The 18,111-nt window shown below is 68.4% G+C and carries 14 protein-coding genes and 1 tRNA gene; 8 read left to right on the top strand and 7 right to left on the bottom strand.

Features of this window, described 5'->3' with window-relative positions:
* Nucleotides 1-31 precede the first annotated feature (31 nt).
* Together FHR19_RS01830 and FHR19_RS01825 are read right to left on the bottom strand one after the other, a co-directional pair.
* Nucleotides 32-2,578 carry a penicillin-binding protein 1A gene (locus FHR19_RS01830; RefSeq protein WP_184023642.1) on the bottom strand — a complete coding sequence of 849 codons (2,547 nt, stop codon included), beginning with the start codon at nucleotides 2,576-2,578 and terminating at the stop codon, nucleotides 32-34.
* A 70-nt stretch (nucleotides 2,579-2,648) separates the two neighbouring features.
* Nucleotides 2,649-3,920: an N-acetylmuramoyl-L-alanine amidase gene (locus tag FHR19_RS01825; RefSeq protein ID WP_184023641.1), complete on the bottom strand. Its 1,272-nt coding sequence runs from the start codon at nucleotides 3,918-3,920 to the stop codon at nucleotides 2,649-2,651.
* Between the two features lie 467 nt (nucleotides 3,921-4,387).
* On the opposite strand from FHR19_RS01825, the gene FHR19_RS01820 reads away from it, so the two are divergent.
* Nucleotides 4,388-7,099: an Rne/Rng family ribonuclease gene (locus tag FHR19_RS01820; RefSeq protein WP_221228340.1), complete on the top strand. Its 2,712-nt coding sequence runs from the start codon at nucleotides 4,388-4,390 to the stop codon at nucleotides 7,097-7,099.
* 92 nt (nucleotides 7,100-7,191) lie between these two features.
* Here the strand turns inward: FHR19_RS01820 and FHR19_RS01815 are convergent, their stop codons facing one another.
* The 4 genes from FHR19_RS01815 to FHR19_RS01800 are packed head-to-tail and all read right to left on the bottom strand — an operon-like array spanning nucleotide 7,192 to nucleotide 10,198.
* Nucleotides 7,192-7,587, bottom strand: a complete 396-nt coding sequence (locus FHR19_RS01815; protein ID WP_184023640.1) for an acyl-CoA thioesterase — start codon at nucleotides 7,585-7,587, stop codon at nucleotides 7,192-7,194.
* Nucleotides 7,587-8,513: an MliC family protein gene (locus FHR19_RS01810; protein ID WP_184023639.1), complete on the bottom strand. Its 927-nt coding sequence runs from the start codon at nucleotides 8,511-8,513 to the stop codon at nucleotides 7,587-7,589. Before FHR19_RS01810 ends, FHR19_RS01815 begins: the two co-directional genes overlap by 1 nt.
* A 47-nt stretch (nucleotides 8,514-8,560) precedes the next feature.
* Nucleotides 8,561-8,911: a DNA primase gene (locus FHR19_RS01805; RefSeq protein ID WP_184023637.1), complete on the bottom strand. Its 351-nt coding sequence runs from the start codon at nucleotides 8,909-8,911 to the stop codon at nucleotides 8,561-8,563.
* Nucleotides 8,912-8,965: 54 nt separating this feature from the next.
* On the bottom strand, nucleotides 8,966-10,198 hold the full coding sequence (locus tag FHR19_RS01800) for a multidrug effflux MFS transporter (protein WP_184023635.1): 1,233 nt from the start codon (nucleotides 10,196-10,198) through the stop codon (nucleotides 8,966-8,968).
* A 156-nt stretch (nucleotides 10,199-10,354) separates the two neighbouring features.
* Between FHR19_RS01800 and FHR19_RS01795 the strand changes: the two genes are divergently transcribed.
* The 6 genes from FHR19_RS01795 to FHR19_RS01770 all read left to right on the top strand — a co-directional run bounded on the left by FHR19_RS01795 (nucleotide 10,355) and on the right by FHR19_RS01770 (nucleotide 16,393).
* A complete protein-coding gene (locus FHR19_RS01795) occupies nucleotides 10,355-11,308 on the top strand; it encodes an isopenicillin N synthase family dioxygenase (protein WP_184023633.1) in 954 nt (317 codons plus the stop codon).
* A gap of 142 nt (nucleotides 11,309-11,450) precedes the next feature.
* Nucleotides 11,451-12,740, top strand: coding sequence for a homoserine dehydrogenase (locus FHR19_RS01790; RefSeq protein ID WP_184023632.1), 1,290 nt, complete (start codon nucleotides 11,451-11,453; stop codon nucleotides 12,738-12,740).
* Nucleotides 12,741-12,833: 93 nt separating this feature from the next.
* Nucleotides 12,834-14,306, top strand: coding sequence for an MFS transporter (locus FHR19_RS01785; RefSeq protein WP_184023631.1), 1,473 nt, complete (start codon nucleotides 12,834-12,836; stop codon nucleotides 14,304-14,306).
* Entirely contained in the window at nucleotides 14,306-15,361 is a 1,056-nt protein-coding gene (locus FHR19_RS01780; RefSeq protein WP_184023630.1) for a serine hydrolase domain-containing protein, read from the top strand. Before FHR19_RS01785 ends, FHR19_RS01780 begins: the two co-directional genes overlap by 1 nt.
* 12 nt (nucleotides 15,362-15,373) lie before the next feature.
* Nucleotides 15,374-15,450, top strand: a tRNA-Arg gene (locus FHR19_RS01775).
* Between the two features lie 409 nt (nucleotides 15,451-15,859).
* Nucleotides 15,860-16,393 (top strand): DUF2335 domain-containing protein, encoded by a 534-nt coding sequence (locus tag FHR19_RS01770; RefSeq protein WP_184023629.1) that lies wholly within the window; start codon nucleotides 15,860-15,862, stop codon nucleotides 16,391-16,393.
* 25 nt (nucleotides 16,394-16,418) lie between these two features.
* Here the strand turns inward: FHR19_RS01770 and FHR19_RS01765 are convergent, their stop codons facing one another.
* Entirely contained in the window at nucleotides 16,419-17,819 is a 1,401-nt protein-coding gene (locus FHR19_RS01765) for a hypothetical protein (protein ID WP_246359248.1), read from the bottom strand.
* An 82-nt stretch (nucleotides 17,820-17,901) separates the two neighbouring features.
* Between FHR19_RS01765 and FHR19_RS01760 the strand changes: the two genes are divergently transcribed.
* Nucleotides 17,902-18,084, top strand: coding sequence for a hypothetical protein (locus tag FHR19_RS01760; protein WP_184023627.1), 183 nt, complete (start codon nucleotides 17,902-17,904; stop codon nucleotides 18,082-18,084).
* Nucleotides 18,085-18,111 lie beyond the last annotated feature (27 nt).

Raw genomic sequence — 18,111 nt, 5'->3', positions numbered from 1 at the left:
CGCCGAGATGACGAAGGGGGTCGGGACCGCGTTAGTAAATCCCGCCCTCCCTTTGCAAGAAATCGCTGTCGGACGGGCGTTGCTGCTGTTCGCGGCGTGCGGCAGCAGCGGCGGCCTTTGCCTTGGCGGCGGCTTCGGCCTTTGCCTGTGCTTCGGCCTCGCGGTTGCGGCGCTGGCGGGTGGGTTCGCTCTCGGGCTTGAACGCTTCCCAGATGACGGCCGCCTTGGGGTCGTCGGTCGGCCAGGCGCCCGTCACCGGTCGGCCGGAGGCGCGATCGATGCGCACCATCCGCGTGCCCGGCGGCGCGCGGAAGGGCAGCACTTCCATCCCCTCCCACGCCTTCGTCGCAAACGCCTTGAAGATCGGCGCCGCCACCGTGCCGCCCTGCGCATAGCCGCCCAGGCTGCGCGGCTGATCATAGCCAAGATAAAGGCCGGCGATCATCTGCGGCGTGCCGCCGACGAACCACACGTCGGTTGGCCCGGTCGAGGTGCCGGTCTTGCCCATGATCGGCCGGCCGAAGTCGCGCAGGATCGTCGCGGTGCCGCGCTGGATCACGCCCTCGGCCACATGCGTCATCTGATAGGCGCTGACCGCATCGACGACCTGGCGCGCGCGAATCCGCGGGCGCGGCATCGGCTTGCCGTCCCAGTCGGGCATGTTGCACCGCTCGCACGCGCGCCACCGCTCGGGCCAGATCACCTCGCCCTTGCGGTTCTGGACGAAGTCGATGACGCTGGGGGTGAGCTGGCGCCCGTTGTTGGCGAGGATCGAATAGGCGTTGACCATCCGCATCACCGTCGTCTCGCCCGCGCCGAGCGCATAGGAGAGATAGGGCGCATATTTCTGGTCGGTGATGCCGATCCGCTGCATCAGCCCCACCACCTTTTCCATGCCGGTGCGGTTCGCCGCCTGCACCGTCATCAGGTTGCGCGACTGTTCGAGGCCCCAGCGAATGGTATGCGGCCCCGCCCCGCGCGAATTGCCGAAGTTTCGGAAGCATTTCTGCCCCAGCCGCGCACCCTGATAGACGCAGAACGGGCCGTCGACGATGATCGTCGCGGGGGTCATCCCCGCCTCGAACGCGGCGGCATAGACGATCGGCTTGATCGTCGAGCCAGGCTGGCGCATCGCCTGCGTCGCGCGGTTGAAGCTGTCGAGACTCGCGTCGAACCCGCCCTGCAGCGCGAGGAGCCGGCCGGTCCGCGGGTCCTCCACCACCATGCCGCCCGAAATCTTGGGGATACTGCGCAGCACCCACTCCCCGCCCTCGGGCGCGACGGCGATCACGTCGCCGACCTTCAGCGCGGCGAAGGCGGTCCCGCCCTTGCCGCGCACCGGCATCTGCGCCCCCCAGCGCGGCATCGTGCCGGTGGTGCCGTCAGTAAAGCCGATCTCGGCACTGTCCGACCCGCGCGACACGACCACCCCGACCCGCCAGTTGTCGAAGTCGATCGCCATGTTGCTGGCAAGGAGCGGCCCCTGCCAGCCGTCGGCGATGTCGAGCATCTTGATCGGCCCCGACCAGCCGCGCCCCGAATCGAAGCGGAGCAGCCCGCGGCGCAGCGCGTCGGTCGCGTCGGCCTGGATCTTCTGGTCGAGCGAGGTGCGCACCCAGAGGCCGCCGTCATAGACGCTGTACGGCCCCTCCGCCGCCTTCTCGCCGAAGCGGTCGATCAGCTGGCGGCGCACTTCCTCGACATAATAGCCTGCCTTGGACTGGAGTGTCGGCAGCTGGCGATCGGACAGGCCCAGCGGTTCGCCACGCGCAGTCTGATACTGCGCGTTGTTGATGAAGCCGTTGCGCAGCATCTCCGACAACACCCAGTTGCGCCGTTCCAGCGCGCGATCGGCATTCGCTGCGCGGCCATAGCTTTCGGGCGCTTTGGGCAGCGTCGCCAGGAACGCCATTTCCTGAAGCGCGAGCTGGTCCACATCCTTGTTGAAATAGGCGCGCGCCGCCGCCTGCACGCCGAACGCGCGGCGGCCCATCGGAATGCCGTTCAGATAGAGCTCGAGAATCTGCGGCTTGGTCAGCGCATCCTCGATCCGCCAGGCAAGGATCATCTCGCGCACCTTGCGCGAGGGCGAATATTCGTTGCCGATCAGCAGGTTCTTCGCAACCTGCTGGGTGATGGTCGACCCGCCGCGGGCGCGCGCGCCGGTGCCCATCTTGCTGACGTAATCGACGACCGCGCCGGCGAAGCCCGGAAAGTCGACGCCGTGATGCTCGAAGAACGTCTTGTCCTCGGCCGCCAGGAACGCGCGGACGAGGAGCGGCGGAAACTCGGCATAGTCGAGCTCGACCCGCCGCTCGCGCGCATAGGTGTGGATCGGCGTGCCGTCGGCCGAACGGATCGTGGTAGGCAGCGGCGGCTCATAGGCCTTGAGCGCATCGACGCTCGGCAGGTCGCGCGCGAACAGCGCCCAGCCGGCGACCATGCCGATGCCCGCCAGCAGCGCCAGCACGGCGAGCAGCCGGAACCACCAGCGACGGCGCAACCGGGTGAACCACCCGCCCGCACCCTCGCCGCGCTGGAGCCTGAAATTGACCGAGTTCGCGTCCGCTTCCGCCATCAGGCGCGCGGTTTAGACGAGAGTGCGGCGGTTGGAAATGCCGCCGCGGCGAGTGGAGCGATGCCGATTTTCAGCGCGACGCCATCCGCCGCGCGAAATAGACCTCGGCTGCGCGCGCGACGCTTTCGGCCACCTTCTTGCGCCCGTCCTTCGACCCTAGGAACTCGGCATCGCCCGCGTTCGAGATATAGCCTGTCTCGAACAGGATCGACGGCATATCCGGCGCCTTGAGCACGACGAGGCTCGCCATCCGATGGAAATTGTCCTTGGTCGGCATCAGCGGCTTGGCCTCGCGCCCCAGCAGCCGTGCGAAGCTGGCCGAGCGGTTCATCGTCTCACGCTGGGCCAGGTCGATCAGCAGCGAGGAAATGTCGCTCGCCTGATCGCCCAGATCGAGGCCGGCGATGATGTCGGCCTTGTTCTCGCGCGCCGCCAGCCGTGCGGCTTCCTTGTCGGACGCGACTTCGGACAGCGTATAGGCGGTGGCGCCGGTCGCCTCGGGGTTGCCCGCGCTGTCGCAGTGGATCGAGATGAACAGGTCGGCCTTCAGCCGCCGCGCGATGCCATAGCGCTCCTGCAAAATGAGGAACCGGTCGTCCTCGCGCGTCAGCGCGACGCGGACGCGTCCGCTGTCGAGCAGCCGCTCCTTGATCGCCAGCGCGGTCTTGAGCGTCACGTCCTTCTCGCGCAGCCCCGCTTCGTCGTTCAGCGCGCCGGGGTCCTTGCCGCCATGGCCCGCGTCGATCACCACCAGCGGACGGCTGTCGTCGTCGCCATAGATGCGCGGCAGCGCGGGCGCGCGCTTCGCCGCCGGGACGGGCAGGCTGACGCGCGAGCCGACATTGGCGGGCGGCATGCTGGGCCGGCGCGCCATCTCGAAACCGCCGTCGAAGCCGGCGAGCGGCAACCGGCCCTCTGCGGCGGCGCGCGCGAACCGCTGGTCGTCGACACGGCGAAGGACGAGGGTCAGTGTGCCGCTGGCGGCATCGAACCGCCCTTCGCGCACGATTGCCGGACGGTCGAGATCGAAGACGAGCCGCGCGCCCCGCTCGGTCGCGCCCTGGCGCACGCGCGCCACCGGCCCGCCCGGTTCGACCCGCGCACCGGGCGCGACACCCGCGATGTCGAGCGCAATCCGTCGCGGCGCATCGAGGATGAAAGTGGAGGCGCCGGCGACATTGCCGTCCAGCCGCACCACGATCGCCTCGTCGCTGACCCGCACCTCGGCCAGGTCGCCCGCCAGCGCGGGAACGCCGCCCATCCAGGCGGCGAGAAGCGCGAAGATCCACATCACCCGCCCGCTATGGCGCGCCGCCCGCGCGGCGGTCCAGTCAAAACGCATCGCCCTGAAAGCCCCTTTTCGTTGGCTAGAGGGTTAGCGATGACCCCTTGGAGTGAGGTGAAACGGCGCGGTTAACGCGGCGTTCGGCACGATTTTGCCGGCAGGGCGGCAGAATTGCGCCGGTTGATGCGCGGGCGACCCGGTGCTACGTCGCATGTTACCGATACTGGCGCGTCGAGGTTTGATGCAGGGCCATGTCGGGACATCCGCCCGATCCGGCGTGCTTCACGGGGTCGGGCGCTCACAGGTTGACGCTGCAATGAGGCTTGTTTCCGTCCTTCGCCACCCCGCCGCCCCCACGGGCCGGCGCGTGGCACGGACGCTGCCGGGCGAACGCCCCGGCCAGTCTGCGGCAGCAGAGGCACTTCATCCACATCGAACGGTCCCCGACGCGATGCGCGCAGGGGCCAATCCATCGCATCGGCGCCCGGCCGGCCACGCGCCGCCGGCGCCGCGGAGAGTTTTGAATGGCAACACGCATGTTGATCGACGCACGGCACCGGGAGGAAACCCGCGTCGCCGTCGTCCAGGGTAACCGCATCGAGGAATTCGACTTCGAGTCGGCCGAGCGAAAGCAGCTCAAGGGGAATATCTATCTGGCCAAGGTGACGCGCGTCGAGCCGTCGCTCCAGGCCGCGTTCGTCGATTACGGCGGCAACCGCCACGGCTTCCTCGCCTTTTCCGAAATTCATCCCGATTATTATCAGATCCCCAAGGAGGATCGCGACGCCCTGCTCGCCGAAGAGGCCGAGCATGCCGCCGAAGAGGCCGCGCTGCGCGCCGCTGAGGATCATGACGACGACGAGGACGGCGACGTCGAGGTGCTCGAGCGTCCCGGCGACGACGAGGAAGAGGCCGAGCACGACGGCGAGCATGGCGGCGAAGAGGGCGGCCCCGCCCCGCGCCGCAAGAAGGGCAATGGCGACGACCCGGCAGAGGCGCTGCGCCAGCGCCGCATGAACCTGCGCCGCCGCTACAAGATCCAGGATGTGATCCGCCGCCGCCAGGTGCTGCTGGTTCAGGTCGTCAAGGAAGAGCGCGGCAACAAGGGTGCGGCGCTGACCACCTATCTGTCGCTCGCCGGCCGTTACTGCGTCCTCATGCCCAACACCGCGCATGGCGGCGGCATCAGCCGCAAGATTTCGTCGGCGGCCGACCGCAAGCGGCTGAAGGCGATCATGGCCGACATGAAGCTGCCCTCGACCATGGGCTGCATCGTACGCACCGCGGGCCTCCAGCGCACCAAGACAGAGATCAAGCGCGACTTCGACTATCTCGCCCGCCTGTGGGACGGGATCCGCGAGAATACGCTGAAGTCGTCGGCGCCCGCGCTCGTCTATGGCGACAGCGACCTCATCAAGCGGGCGATCCGAGATATCTACAATCGCGAGATCGACGAGGTGATCGTCGAGGGCGAGGAAGGATACCGCCACGCCAAGGACTTCATGAAGCTGCTGATGCCCAGCCATGCGCGGCGGGTGAAGCAATATTCCGACGCGGTCCCGCTCTTCCAGCGCTTCGGCGTCGAGGATCAGCTGGCGGCGATGTACCACCCCGTCGTCCAGCTGAAGTCGGGCGGCTATCTCGTCATCAACCCGACCGAGGCGCTGGTGTCGATCGACATCAACTCGGGCCGTTCGACGCGCGAGCACAATATCGAGCAGACCGCGACCGCCACGAACCTCGAGGCGGCGCACGAGATCGCGCGCCAGCTTCGCCTGCGCGACATGGCCGGCCTAGTCGTCATCGACTTCATCGACATGGACCACTCGTCCAACGTCCGTAAGGTCGAGAAGGCGATGAAGGAGGCGCTGAAGAACGATCGCGCGCGCATCCAGGTCGGCCGCATCAGCGCCTTCGGCCTCATGGAAATGAGCCGCCAGCGCCTGCGCACCGGCGTGCTCGAGGCGTCCACCCGTACCTGTCCGCATTGCGAGGGCACGGGCCTCGTCCGCACCGCATCGTCCGCGGGCCTGTCGGCGCTGCGCCTGATCGAGGAGGAGGCCGCGCGCGGTCGCGGCTCGCAGCTCCTGCTGCGCGCCAGCCAGGAAGCCGCCTTCTACGTCCTCAACAAGAAGCGCGCCGACATTGCCGAGATCGAGGATCGCTACGGCGTGATGGTCGAGGTGGCCGCCGACGGCGAGCTCGAAGGCGCGCGCATGTCGGTCGAGGCGTCCGGCCCGCCGCCGGCCTATGCGCCCAAACTCGACCCGATCGTCGAGGAATTCGACGAGCCCGAGATCGAGGAGTTCGACGAGGAAGAGGAAGAAGAGGAAACCGTCGAGGCGACCGAGACCGAGCGCACCGAACCGCGCCGCGAGCGTGAGCGCTCGGGCGAAGGCGACGAGGGCGGCCGCGGCCGCAAGCGCCGCCGTCGCCGCGGTCGCCGCGGTCGCCAGCGCGAAGACGAGAACGGCAACGCGATCGAGAGCGAAGCCGGTGACAGCGAGGGCGAGAGCAACGCTTCCCTTGATACCGTCGAGGGCGATGCCGAGACGGTGACCGCCGAGGCCCAGGCCCCGGCCGAGGGTGGCGAGCGTCGCCGCCGTCGCCGCCGTCGTCGTGGCGGTCGCCGCGAGGAAGGCGAGTCGCGCGTCGCCGCCGATGCGTCGGACGACAACGCCGACGATGCCGCCGAGCCGGTCGATGGCGAAGCCCCGGTCGAGGCCGAAACCGCCGTCACTGTCGCCGATGCGACCCCGGCCGAGCCGGTCGAGGCAGCGCCGACCAAGCCCAAGCGCACCCGCCGCAAGAAGGCAGATGTAGAGGCCGCGCCGATCGAGGCCGAGGTCGAAGCGGCACCTGTCGCCGACGCGCAGGCCGAGGCGCCGGCAAAGCCCAAGCGCACTCGCCGCAAGAAGGCGGACGTAGAGGCCGCGCCGGTCGAGGCCGAAGTCGTGACGGCACCTGTCGCCGACGCGGAAGCCGAGGCTCCAGCCAAGCCCAAGCGTACCCGCCGCAAGAAGGCCGACACCGCGCCGGTCGATGCTACTGCCGGAGCAGCGATTCCCGCCGACCGCACGCCGGAGCCTGTGTCGGTCGTGGGCGAAGCGGCGCAGCCGATCGAGGCCGAGGCTGAGGCCGCCGCGGCGAATCCCGAGCCGACGGTCGTCTCGACCGAACCCGAAGGCCCGCCGCGTCGCGGCTGGTGGCAGCGCACCTTCGGTGGCACCGAATAAGCAAAAGGCCGGGGGAAACCCCGGCCTTTTTCTTTGCCTGCACATTCATCGTCACCCCGGAATGGATCCGGGGTGACATGGAGACTAAACGGTCACGCCAGAAACGGCGCCGCCATCTCCGCGGGCACGCGCATCAGCCGCCCGCTCGCGCGCTCGATCAGCGCCCAGGTGGTGACGGCCTCGACCCGCACGCGCCCGTCCTCGCCCAGAAACCGCATATGGCGATTGAAGCGAGCCCCGCGCGGCGGCTCCGGGACCCAGGTTTCCGCCGTCACACGGTCGCCCGCGCGGACGTTTCCGCTATAGTCGATCTCGTGCCGGATCACGACCCAGACATAGGCATCAACGTCGCCCGGCGCCGCGACCGCGTACCAATGGGCGCCGGCGACGTCCTGAATCCACTTCACCCAGACCGCGTTGTTGACGTGGCCGAGTTCGTCGATGTCGGCGTCGGTAGCGGTGATCTCGACGCGGTACGGCGTCCCCATCAACGCGCCTCGCAGGACAGCGGCGCGCCACCCGGAATGGTGATCGTCGCCGCATTGCCCTTGCCACGCAGTTCGAGGCCGCCTTCGCCCTTGTACCAGATGCCCGACCCGCTCGGCTGCTGTTGCAGCGTGCCGAGCGCGCGATAGCCGCGGCGCAATGTCACCTCGTCCTTGGCGTTGTCGAACCGCGCGATCAGCCGGACGCCGCCCTCGCAGGCATAGCGTGCGGTGATGATCGGCGTCTCGGCTTCGGGTGCTGGCACGGGGGCCGACCCGGGAAGCGGTGCTGGCGCGCGCGGGAGGATTTCCGCGCTGGCGATGCGCCAGCGTTGCTGGGCGGGGGTCGCCCCCTCGATATCGCCGGTCCGGTGCAGCGTCACGATCCCCCGCCGCTCGACGACCTCGCCGCCCTCCTTCATCCGGGCCGTGACGGTGACGGGCACCTCGACGTAGCGCTGGCCCGCGCCCGCATCGATCCGGCCGGCGGGACCGACCACTGCCTTGAAATCGGCGAAGCGGTCGAAGCGCTTCGCGTAATCGGCGGGCGACAGCCCCGACGCTTCGCCGTTGTCGTCCCACATCGCCCGTGCAGCGGCATAATCACCGCTAGCGATTCTGTCGTAATAGGCGCGAACGATCCGCGCCGCGCCGGCGCGGCCAGCCTCCGGCGTGGGCGTCGCAGTAGGCTGCGCGCGCGGGGCAAGCGGCGGCGCGTCGATGCCGGGCAGCGAGGCGTCGGGCGCCGCGAGGTTCGCCTCCGGCTCGGGCAGCGGCGCGAGCGCGGCATTGTCCGCCTCCGCCGCTTCCTCGTTCATCAGCGTGACGGCGGGGGCATCGGCGGCGCCCGCCGAATTGTTACCCGCTTCCTCGCCGCCGCCGCATCCCGCAAGCAGCGCCAGCACGACCAAGGGCGACGCGTTTCTCATCGCCGCCCAAGGTGCCGAAGCCGAAGCGCGACCGTCAAGTGTGTGCGTCAGGGTTCGAGCGCCGCACGGTCACCGTCGCCCAGATCGTCGTCGCCGTCGCCGTTCTCGAGCGTATCGGCGTCGAAGTCGGCCTGCGCCTCGTCCTCCGCCTGGTCGTCCTCGTCCTGATCGACGTCCTCGTCCTCCTCGCCGACCTCGTCGTCGGAGAAATTGTCGAGCGCATCCTCCTCCTCGGCGGTATCGTCGCCGAGATCGGGGGCAAGGTCGGTCAGGATGTTGCCGTCGCTCGGCCCGTCTCGCGTCGCCTCGAGAATCTCGGCCCGCTGGCTCTCGTCATAGCCGTCTTCCTCGAAGCCGTCGTCGTTCGGGCCCTGTTCGCCCACACGGTGTCCGCCCATCGCACCCTCCTTGATTGAAGCAGGATGGTAACGGGCCGATCCGCCGCGCGTTCCTTAGTGCGGCCGGAACATCCGCCCGCGCTCGGCGACCGCGACGACGAAGAATGCGATGAGGCCCATCAGCAGGAAGCCCGAATAGAGCGGCACCGTCGTCCCGTCGAAAGACTGGCCGATGACCGCACCGATCAGCGCGCCGCCGAGAGTCGACACGAACCCCTGGAAGCTCGACGCGAGGCCGGCGATCCCGCCCATATTCTCCATCGCCATCGCCGAGAAATTGGACGCGGCCAGCCCGAAGCACGCCATCAACAGCGCCTGAAGCACGATGAAGAGCGGCAGCGATTCAAGGCCCAGGAGCCCGACGGCCAGATGCACCGCGGCGATCACGATCAGCCCGGCAAGCGCGCTGTGCGAAATGAGCCGCGTGCCAAACCGCATGACGATGCGCGAGTTCATGAAATTGGCGAGCGCCATCGTGCCGGCGACACAGGCGAAGACGACCGTCAGCCACTCCGCCGCGCCGAACAGGTCGGCCATGATCTGCTGGATCGAGTTGATGAACCCGAAAAGCCCGCCCGACAGGAGCGTCGCGCCAAGCGTATAGCCCACTGCCATCCGGTCGCGGCACACCTTGGCAAAGCCCGCCAGGATATGGCCGGGCCGCAGCGGGCTGCGCTGCTCGGGATCGAGCGTCTCGGGCATCCGCACCCAGAACCAGGCGAGGACAAGGCCGGCGACGGTGGCGATCCCGACGAAGATCCAGCGCCACGGCGCGAACAGCAGCACGATTTGGCCGAACGCGGGCGCGAGCACGGGGGCTGCCATGAACACGACGAAGACGAGGCTCATCACCCGCGCCATCGGCCGCCCGGCAAAACAGTCGCGCACCATCGCCACGGTCACGACCCGCGCGCCCGCGACCGCCATCCCGGCGACGAAGCGGGCGATCAGGAGGAGTGTGAAGCTTCCCGCCGCCGCCGCGAGCAGGTTGGTGACGACCGCGATCAGCAGTGACACGCCGAGGATCGGTCGCCGCCCGAACCGGTCGGAAAGCGGCCCGTGCGCAAGCTGCGCGACCGCGAAGCCGATCAGGAAACTGGTGATGACGAACTGGCGATCGTTGGGATTGGCGACGCCCAGGCTGTCGCCGATCGCCGGAAGCGCCGGTAGCATCGAATCGATGCCGAGCGCGGTCAGCGCCATCAGCGCGGCCGCCAGCGCCACGAACTCGCCGAACGGAATCGGCGCGCGGTCGAGCGACGCGGGGGCGGCAAGCGGTTGATGCATCGGGGCTCCTTAGCGCAGGCCGCGCGGGGGTCACGCGGGAATGTCGGCGCTGCATACGAAAACGCGGATCGGGTGACGGGGCGCGCCGGGTTGCAGCCTGCCCGCCCGTGGCCTTATCTTGGGCAGCATCAAATCCATTCAAGACAGGCACGTTCCATGCTCGATACCCCGCTGGCCGACATCCGGCCCGTTTCGCTCGACGATCAGGTGCGCGACCCCGACGGCTTCGCCCGCGACTTCGGCGAGGCGTTCCAGCGCTACGGCTTCGCGATCGTCCGCGACCATGGCATCGACGACGCGTTGATCGCCCGCGCCTGGGCGATGACCGAGGCGCTGTTCGCGCTGCCCGAGGAAACCAAGCGCGGCTGGTTCGTCCCCGGCGGCGGCGGCGCGCGCGGCTATACGCCGTTCAAGACCGAGATCGCCAAGGGCGCGAGCCACGTGGACCTCAAGGAGTTCTGGCACATCGGCCGCGAGCTGCCCGCCGGACACCGCTTCGCCGCGGTCATGTCGCCCAACATCTGGCCCGACGTGCCCGAGGGGTTTCGTGACACCTTCCTCGATCTGTTCGCTGCGTTCGACCGTGCGGGTTCGCGGCTCCTCTCGGCGATCGCCCGTTACCTCGACCTCGCGCCCGACTGGTTCGAGCATGCGGTCGAGGACGGCAATTCGGTCCTGCGCCTCCTCCACTATCCGCCCGTGACCGAGGATGCGCCTAACGTCCGCGCCGGCGCGCATGAGGATATCAACCTCATCACCCTGCTGCTCGGTGCCGAGGAAGCGGGATTGGAGCTGCTCGACCGCGACGGCCGCTGGCTGCCGGTCAAGCCGCCCGAGGGGGCGATGGTCGTCAACGTGGGCGACATGCTCCAGCGGCTGACCAACCACGTCCTCCCCTCGACCACGCATCGCGTCGTCAATCCGCCGGTCGAGCGGCGCGGCCATTCGCGCTATTCGATGCCCTTCTTCCTCCACCCCGCGCCCGATTTCGTCATCAAGACGCTGCCCGGCTGCATCGCGGCGGATCGCCCCAACCGCTACCCGGAGCCGATCACAGCGCACGATTACCTGCACGAGCGGCTGGTCGAGATCGGGCTCATCAAGAAGTAGTCGTTCTAGGCCCTACTTCAGCTATTCTTCGTCACCCCGGACTTGTTCCGGGGTCCACCGTCCCGCATGAGCCGCACTGGCCGCGTGCGCGGCACGGTGGATGCCGGAACGGGTCCGGCATGACGAATTGAGGCTGAAGTCCATGACCCAACCGCTCCGCGTCGCGATCGCCGGCCTCGGGACCGTGGGCGCGGGCGTCATCCGGCTGATTGACGCGAACGGCGAGCTGATCGCCCGCCGCGCGGGCCGCCCGATCGAGGTCGTCGCCGTCTCCGCCCGCGACCGCGCCAAGGATCGCGGCGTTGACATCTCACGCTTCGCCTGGGTCGACGATCCGGTTGGCCTCGGCCGGCATGAGGGTGCCGACGTGGTGGTCGAGCTGATCGGCGGCTCCGACGGCCCCGCGCTCGCCCTCGCGCGCACCAGCGTGGCTGCGGGCAAGAGCTTCGTCACCGCGAACAAGGCGATGATCGCACATCACGGCCTCGAACTCGCCCGAGCGGCCGAGGATGCCGACGTGGCGCTCAAGTTCGAGGCGGCGGTGGCCGGCGGCGTGCCCGTCATCAAGGGCCTGCGCGAAGGCGCCGCCGCGAACGAGATCGCGCGCGTCTATGGCATCCTCAACGGCACCTGTAATTTCATCCTCAGCCGCATGGAGGCTGAGGGCCGCGACTTCGCCGACGTGCTGGCCGAGGCGCAGGCCAAGGGCTTTGCCGAGGCCGATCCGTCGTTCGACATCGACGGCGTGGATGCCGCGCACAAGCTGTCGATCCTCGCCAGCCTCGCCTTTGGCACCAGCCCCGCGTTCGGCGACGTGGCGGTCACCGGCATCCGCAACCTGATCGCCGCCGATATCGCCGAGGCGGGGGCGCTCGGCTACCGCGTTCGCCTGCTCGGGCTCGCCGAGGCGAATGCCGGCGGGCTGTTCCAGCGCGTCCATCCGCACCTGGTTCCCGTCGACCATCCGCTCGCGCACGTCACCGGCGCGACCAATGCCGTGGTGGCCGAGGGCAATTTCGTCGGCCGCCTCCTGTTCCAGGGCGCGGGCGCAGGCGACGGCCCGACCGCCAGCGCCGTCGTCGCCGACCTGATCGACATCGCCCGCGGCGAGTTCGGCCCGGCCTATGCGATGCCCTCGGCCAGCCTCACCGCGCAGCCGCCCGCCGATCCGGGCGAGCGGCGCGGCCGCGCCTTCCTGCGCTTTGCGGTCGTCGACAAGGTGGGCGTGCTGGCCGAGATCGCCGCGGCGATGCGCGATGCCGGCGTCTCGATCGAGAGCCTGATCCAGCGCGGCGCGACCGCCGGCGGCGGCGTCATCGTCACCATCGTCACGCACGAGGGGCCCGAACGCTGCGTCGCGCAGGCGCTCGACAAGCTCGCCGGCTCGCAGAGCCTGGCGGGCAAGCCGATGTGGATGCACATCCTCGGCTGAACCCACCGCCGAAATCGCGTCCTTTGCTGATCTGTATTATAGACTTATCCTAGGCGCTGGCCGCTTGGAGACGGCGAGCAGGCGCGAGGGGCAATGATCGGGGGCGACACGCGAGTTGCGACGGGGGTGCCGGCCGGCCGGCTGGCGCTGTTTGCCCTGCTCGGCGTGTGCGCGGGCCTTCCCTTCTATCTTTTCTCGACCATCCTCTCGCTGCGGCTGGCGCAGAACGGCGTCGGCCTTGCGGTCATCGGCTTCTTCGCCTGGGTGTCGCTGCTGCCGACGTTCAAGTTCCTGTGGGCGCCGGTCGTCGATCGCGTCGGCGTGCCGGGCTTCGCGCGCTTCTATGGTCGGCGGTGCAGCTGGATCCTGGCGTCCGAGCTCGGCATCGCCGCCTCGATCGCGGCGCTGGCGCTAACGCATCCCGACGCGTCGCTGCCGCTCACCGCTTTCTGCGCGCTCAACCTCGCCTTCTGGACGACGATGCTCGAGGTCGCGGCCGATGGCTGGCGGATCGAGCTTGCGCCCGGTGCCGCCGCGCAGGGCCCGATCGTCGCTGCCAACATCTGGGGCTATCGCAGCGCGATGGTCGCGGCGGGGTCGGGCGTGCTCGTCGTCGCGGCGGCAGCCGGATGGGTCGTCGCCTATCTCGTCCCCGCCGCGATCGCGCTGGCCGCGTTCGTGCCCATCGCGTTGACCCGGCGCGAGGGAGAGGGCAGCCGGTCGTCCGCGCTGATCGCCGGGATCGTCGCGACGACAGCGCTGGTCGCGGGCGTCGCGGTGCTGATCGGCGCGGCCGGTGCGGCACTGCTGGCGATTGCCGACCTGCTCGACATCGGCGCGGGGAGCAACGTCACCCCCTGGCTGCTCGGCATCGCGCTCGCCCCGTTCCTGGCGATGGCGGCGGCGATCCCCGCGATCCGTCGCCGCTCGGGCTCGGCGATCGCAAGCAGCCCGGCGCCCGTCGGCCCGTATCTCGATTTCTTCTGGCGCTATGGCTTTGTCGCGATCCTGCTGCTTGCCTTCGTGTCGCTCTATCGGATGGGCGACGTGCTGGCGCTGACGCTGTCCAAGCCGTTCGTCGCTTCGCTCGGCTATTCGCTGCGCGCGATCGGCCTGGCTGACGGGATCGTCGCGCTCGCCTCCAGCATGGCGGGGGTGGCCACGGGCGGGCTGCTGGCGGCGCGCTGGCCGGCGGGCCGGACGTTGGCGCTCGGCGCGCTGCTGGCGGGGCTGGGCAATTTCGCCTTCGTCTGGCTGGGCGCGCACGCATTGTCGGTCCCTGCGCTGTGGCTCGCGACCGGCGCCGATCAGTTCGGCAACGGCTTCGCCGGGGCAGTGTTCGTCGTCTATCTCTCGCTGATCGTGAACCCGGCCCATGCATCGGCGCAATATGCGTTCCTGTCGGGTTTCGCCTTCCTCCTCCCGCGCCTGCTCGCGGGGGGTGCCGGCGCGTTCGCCGCGACGCACGGCTATGCCGCCTTCTTCGTCATGTCCGGCGCGCTCAGCCTTGCCGCCCTGCTGCTGCTTCCCTTCGTCCTCTCCGCTCATCCCCGCGAGGCCCGCTGATGCCGCTCTCAGACGTTGCCGATGCCGCCTTTGCCCCGGCCGCCCGCGCGGTGACGGCCGGCGCGTTCCCTGGCGCAACGCTCGGCCTCATCACCGCCGAGGGCGAGCGCGCGCTCGTCTCGACCGGCCATGCGCAGCTACAGCCGATGCGCGAGCCGCTGACGCTCGGCCACTGGTGGGACCTCGCCTCCCTAACCAAGGTCATCGCGACCGCCCCCGCGATCCTCAAGCTGGTCGACGAGGGACGGCTCGACCTCGACCGCCCGATCGCCGATGCGATCCCGGACCTGCGCCAATACGACGTGGGACACGCGGCGGAGCGGCGGATCACGTTCCGCGCCGCGCTGTCGCACCAGACGCACCTGCCCGCGGTCGAGCCGATCTATACCTATGGCAGCGATCCGCGGACGCTCCGCGCCTTCGTCCTCCAACGCGAATGGCGCGCGGGGCCGCCGGTCTATTCGGACATCAACTTCATCCTCTTGGGCATCGCGATCGAGCGGCTGACCGGGCGCCCCCTCGACCTGCTCCCCATGCCGCCGGGTCTTGCCTGGCGCCCCGACCCGGGCCTCAGCGTCGCGACCGAGCGGTGCACGTGGCGCGAGCGCGTGCTGAAGGGCGAGGTGCACGACGAGAACGCCTCCGCGCTCGGCGGCGCGGCGGGCCATGCCGGGCTGTTCGGGACGATCGACGGCGTGCTCGATTTCGCGCGCGGGCTGCTGGACGGCACCGGCGCCTCGCCCGCCGCGCTGGCGGCGATGCGCGAGCGCGCGTCGCCCACGCGCACCTGCGGGTGGGAGCGGCGCGTACCCGGCTGGCCGGGCGGCGATGCGTGCAGCGATGGCGCGCTCGGCCATACGGGCTTCACCGGCACCGGCCTATGGCTCGATTTCGACCGGGGGCTTGCCTGGAGCCTGCTCACCAACCGCGTCCACCCCACCCGCCACCGCGAAACGGGTATCGCCGCGCTGCGCCGCGAGACCGGCGATCGGGTGATCGAGGCGTTCGACCGGAAGTCTCCGAAACCACTGGCGCCCCCCGCCTCCCTTTGCTAGGCGACGCCCCAGGCACCCGTAGCTCAGCTGGATAGAGCGCTGCCCTCCGAAGGCAGAGGCCAGGGGTTCGAATCCCTTCGGGTGCGCCAGCACACTTCCTCACTTTTTCGCCTCCGGGCGAAATCCTTGTTCCGGCGTCAGTCCGGTGGGTTTTGATGCTGAGGGCAGAAGACCTCTTCCCGCTCAACCAAATGTTGAATATATGAGCTGTACGCTGACCCGGTGAACCGCGACGACGCCCAATCGTTAATGCACTAGGTCTGATATGAGAGATGAGAGATATGCGGTACACGACTAGGAAGTCGGCCTCAGGACTCATCGCCTCCGGTGCGGCGACGGTCACCCTGAGCCAAGGAATGAAAATTTCCCGTCACGCGGTTCTGTCTGGATCGATCCGGTCCGATTGGAAGAAGGTCGGTAGGGACGTCGAGAAGGCGATCGAGAACGTCAGGCGCGACCTTGAGTGCGCCTGACGCTCACCAAAATGGCAAGCGTGAGGTGCAGATTGCCGAGGCGAACGTAGCCGATGCCGCACTGCAGCAACTTAAGCCATTTTTGCAGCCAGGTAAAACTGACGAAGCCAAGTTGGTTTTGACCCGTGCGGTTAGCAAATCGCATCGTGGTCCCATACCCTCTGCGGAAGAGCTCGAGCATCTAGAGCAGGTTCTAGAGGGCTCAGCGAACCGCTGCTTTGAGATGGCCGAGCGAGAGCAGTCTCATCGGCATTTAATGGAAAGTGAAATAGTTTCCCGCGAGTTTAAATTGCGCGGGCGGGGTCAAATTTTTGCGCTTGTAGCATTAGCACTTTTGTTGACTGTCGTTGGGATAATGGCGTTTTTGGGAGATTCGGTCTCTGCGGCAGCACTAGGCAGCGCCACGATAATAGGCGTGGTAGCAATCTTCATCACTGGAAGAAGCTATGATGCCAAGGAGAGCGCGGCGCTGCAGGAACCGTCGACTAAATCTGAGCCAGACTCACGAAAGCAGTTAGGCAGATCAGATCGAAAACAGGGAAAACCGAACAAGCGCTAGCTGCTCGTACTTTTGCAGTTTTGGATTATGCGTTGGTAGAACTAAACGCGCCCGGACAGATTTCTTCTATCAAATCAATGATATTGTCAGTAACCTCTAGCGCACGCGCCAGATAGCCGGTGCTGAACGGCGCATAGGTGTCCGACGTGCTCGTCTTGCGATGGCCGAGCATAATTTGCCCTTCGATCCAATCGCGCTCGCCCAGCCGCTCGCGCGCCAGATGCGCCATGGAGCGCCGGATCAGTTTAAGACCGCTCTCACCGTCGCCGGGCAGGCCGACCGCCGCCTGCATCGCCTCGAACGCCTTACGCACCGAATCGACGGACACGTAAAAGCCCGCGTTGGCGTCGAGCAGCGCCGCCATGCGCTGGCCGATCGGCACGATGGGGCGGTATTTCTTCGTCTGGGGCCGTCCGCGGGGGTTCAGGTTAAGCGCGCGGGCATTGCTGCTCCACTGATCGCGCGCCCGGTCGGTGTTGACGTCGTGCGCCGCGTCGGGCCGCGCCCAGGTCGCGACGCTGATCTGTAGGAAACGGTGCAGCTGCGCGCGCTCGCCGATTCGGCGCTTGTACGCCTTCTCCGAATCGCCCGCCTTGCGCTCCGGCTGGACGCAGTATCGGAACATCGCTGCGAGCGTCTTCACGTCGGCACGGTAGCTGGGCGTCCGGCTGACCTCCTCAGGCTGCTTGGCGGCGAAGGCGGCCGGGAACAGCGTGTCCTTGCGCGAGTAGGCGAAGTTGATCGCGGCGGCGAGCTGACGGACGCTGGCCTCGACGGTACCGGGTGAGCGCTCGCGCTGCGCGCCGCCGGGCGAGATGATCGGCACCTCGCTCGCCCACTCCCGAAAGCCCTCGATCCAATCCTCGTCGATGTCCTCGCAGGCGGCGTTGTTCCGGTCCGTCTCGGCCAGGTATGCGGTCACATGCGCCAGCCGCGGGCGTATCGACGAGATGCTCGACCGCCCTTCCCGCGCGACAAGATAGTCGGCGATCGTCGTCGTCAGCAGGTGGCGCGCACCGGCGCGCAGCGGCTGGCCGCAGGTCGAGCACACCGCTTGGCCACGCTCGCGCTGAAGATAGAGGGCGTCTAGTTCGGCTTCCGCCTGTTCGATGCTCTCTGTGCCCGTCGAGCGGCTGCGGTTACGTCCTGCGGCCTTGTCGTACCAGATGATCTGGAGATACGGGGTTCGAAGGCTTCCATCTCGCTTGAGGTCCCAGGCGAGGCGGTATTTGCCCCGGCTGTATAGCTCTTGATCCTCTCGGCGCATTTCGCCCGCTCCGCTTCGGCCGCCTTGGCCTGAATGAGTTCGCCGACGCCCATGGCGTTCAGCATGTCGAGCACCTCGGCGCGCAGGCCGATGCCCTTCCCTTTCTCGCTGGCGCGCGACCAGTTGCGCGCGAGCTCGCTTACGCTCGTCATTCTTCACTCCGGCTGGGGTTCGTGCCGCGGGCGCCGCGGTCGGACGATGAATAACCAAAAATCAACCCTTCCCCACCACCCTGGCGGGCATGACGGAACAGGCCTTTGCAGCGCTCGGACTTCTCGGCAGCACCGCGGTAGGCGCGGTTGCGATCGTGGGCCTCGCGCGCCAGCTGATACGGCATGGCTGGACGGTTCACGGCGGACTCGGCCTGATGCTGACGGGCACCGGGACGCTTGCGGTGGTCGCGACGGTCGGCGGCATCGCCTGAGCAGACTCGGCGTAAGGCGATGATGGC

Origin of the sequence: Sphingomonas yantingensis (genome assembly GCF_014199325.1) — a bacterium.
Classification (GTDB): Bacteria; Pseudomonadota; Alphaproteobacteria; order Sphingomonadales; family Sphingomonadaceae; genus Sphingomonas; species Sphingomonas yantingensis.
The sequence above is the reverse complement of the archived record's forward strand: the minus strand, read 5'-3'. Positions and strand labels throughout refer to the sequence as shown.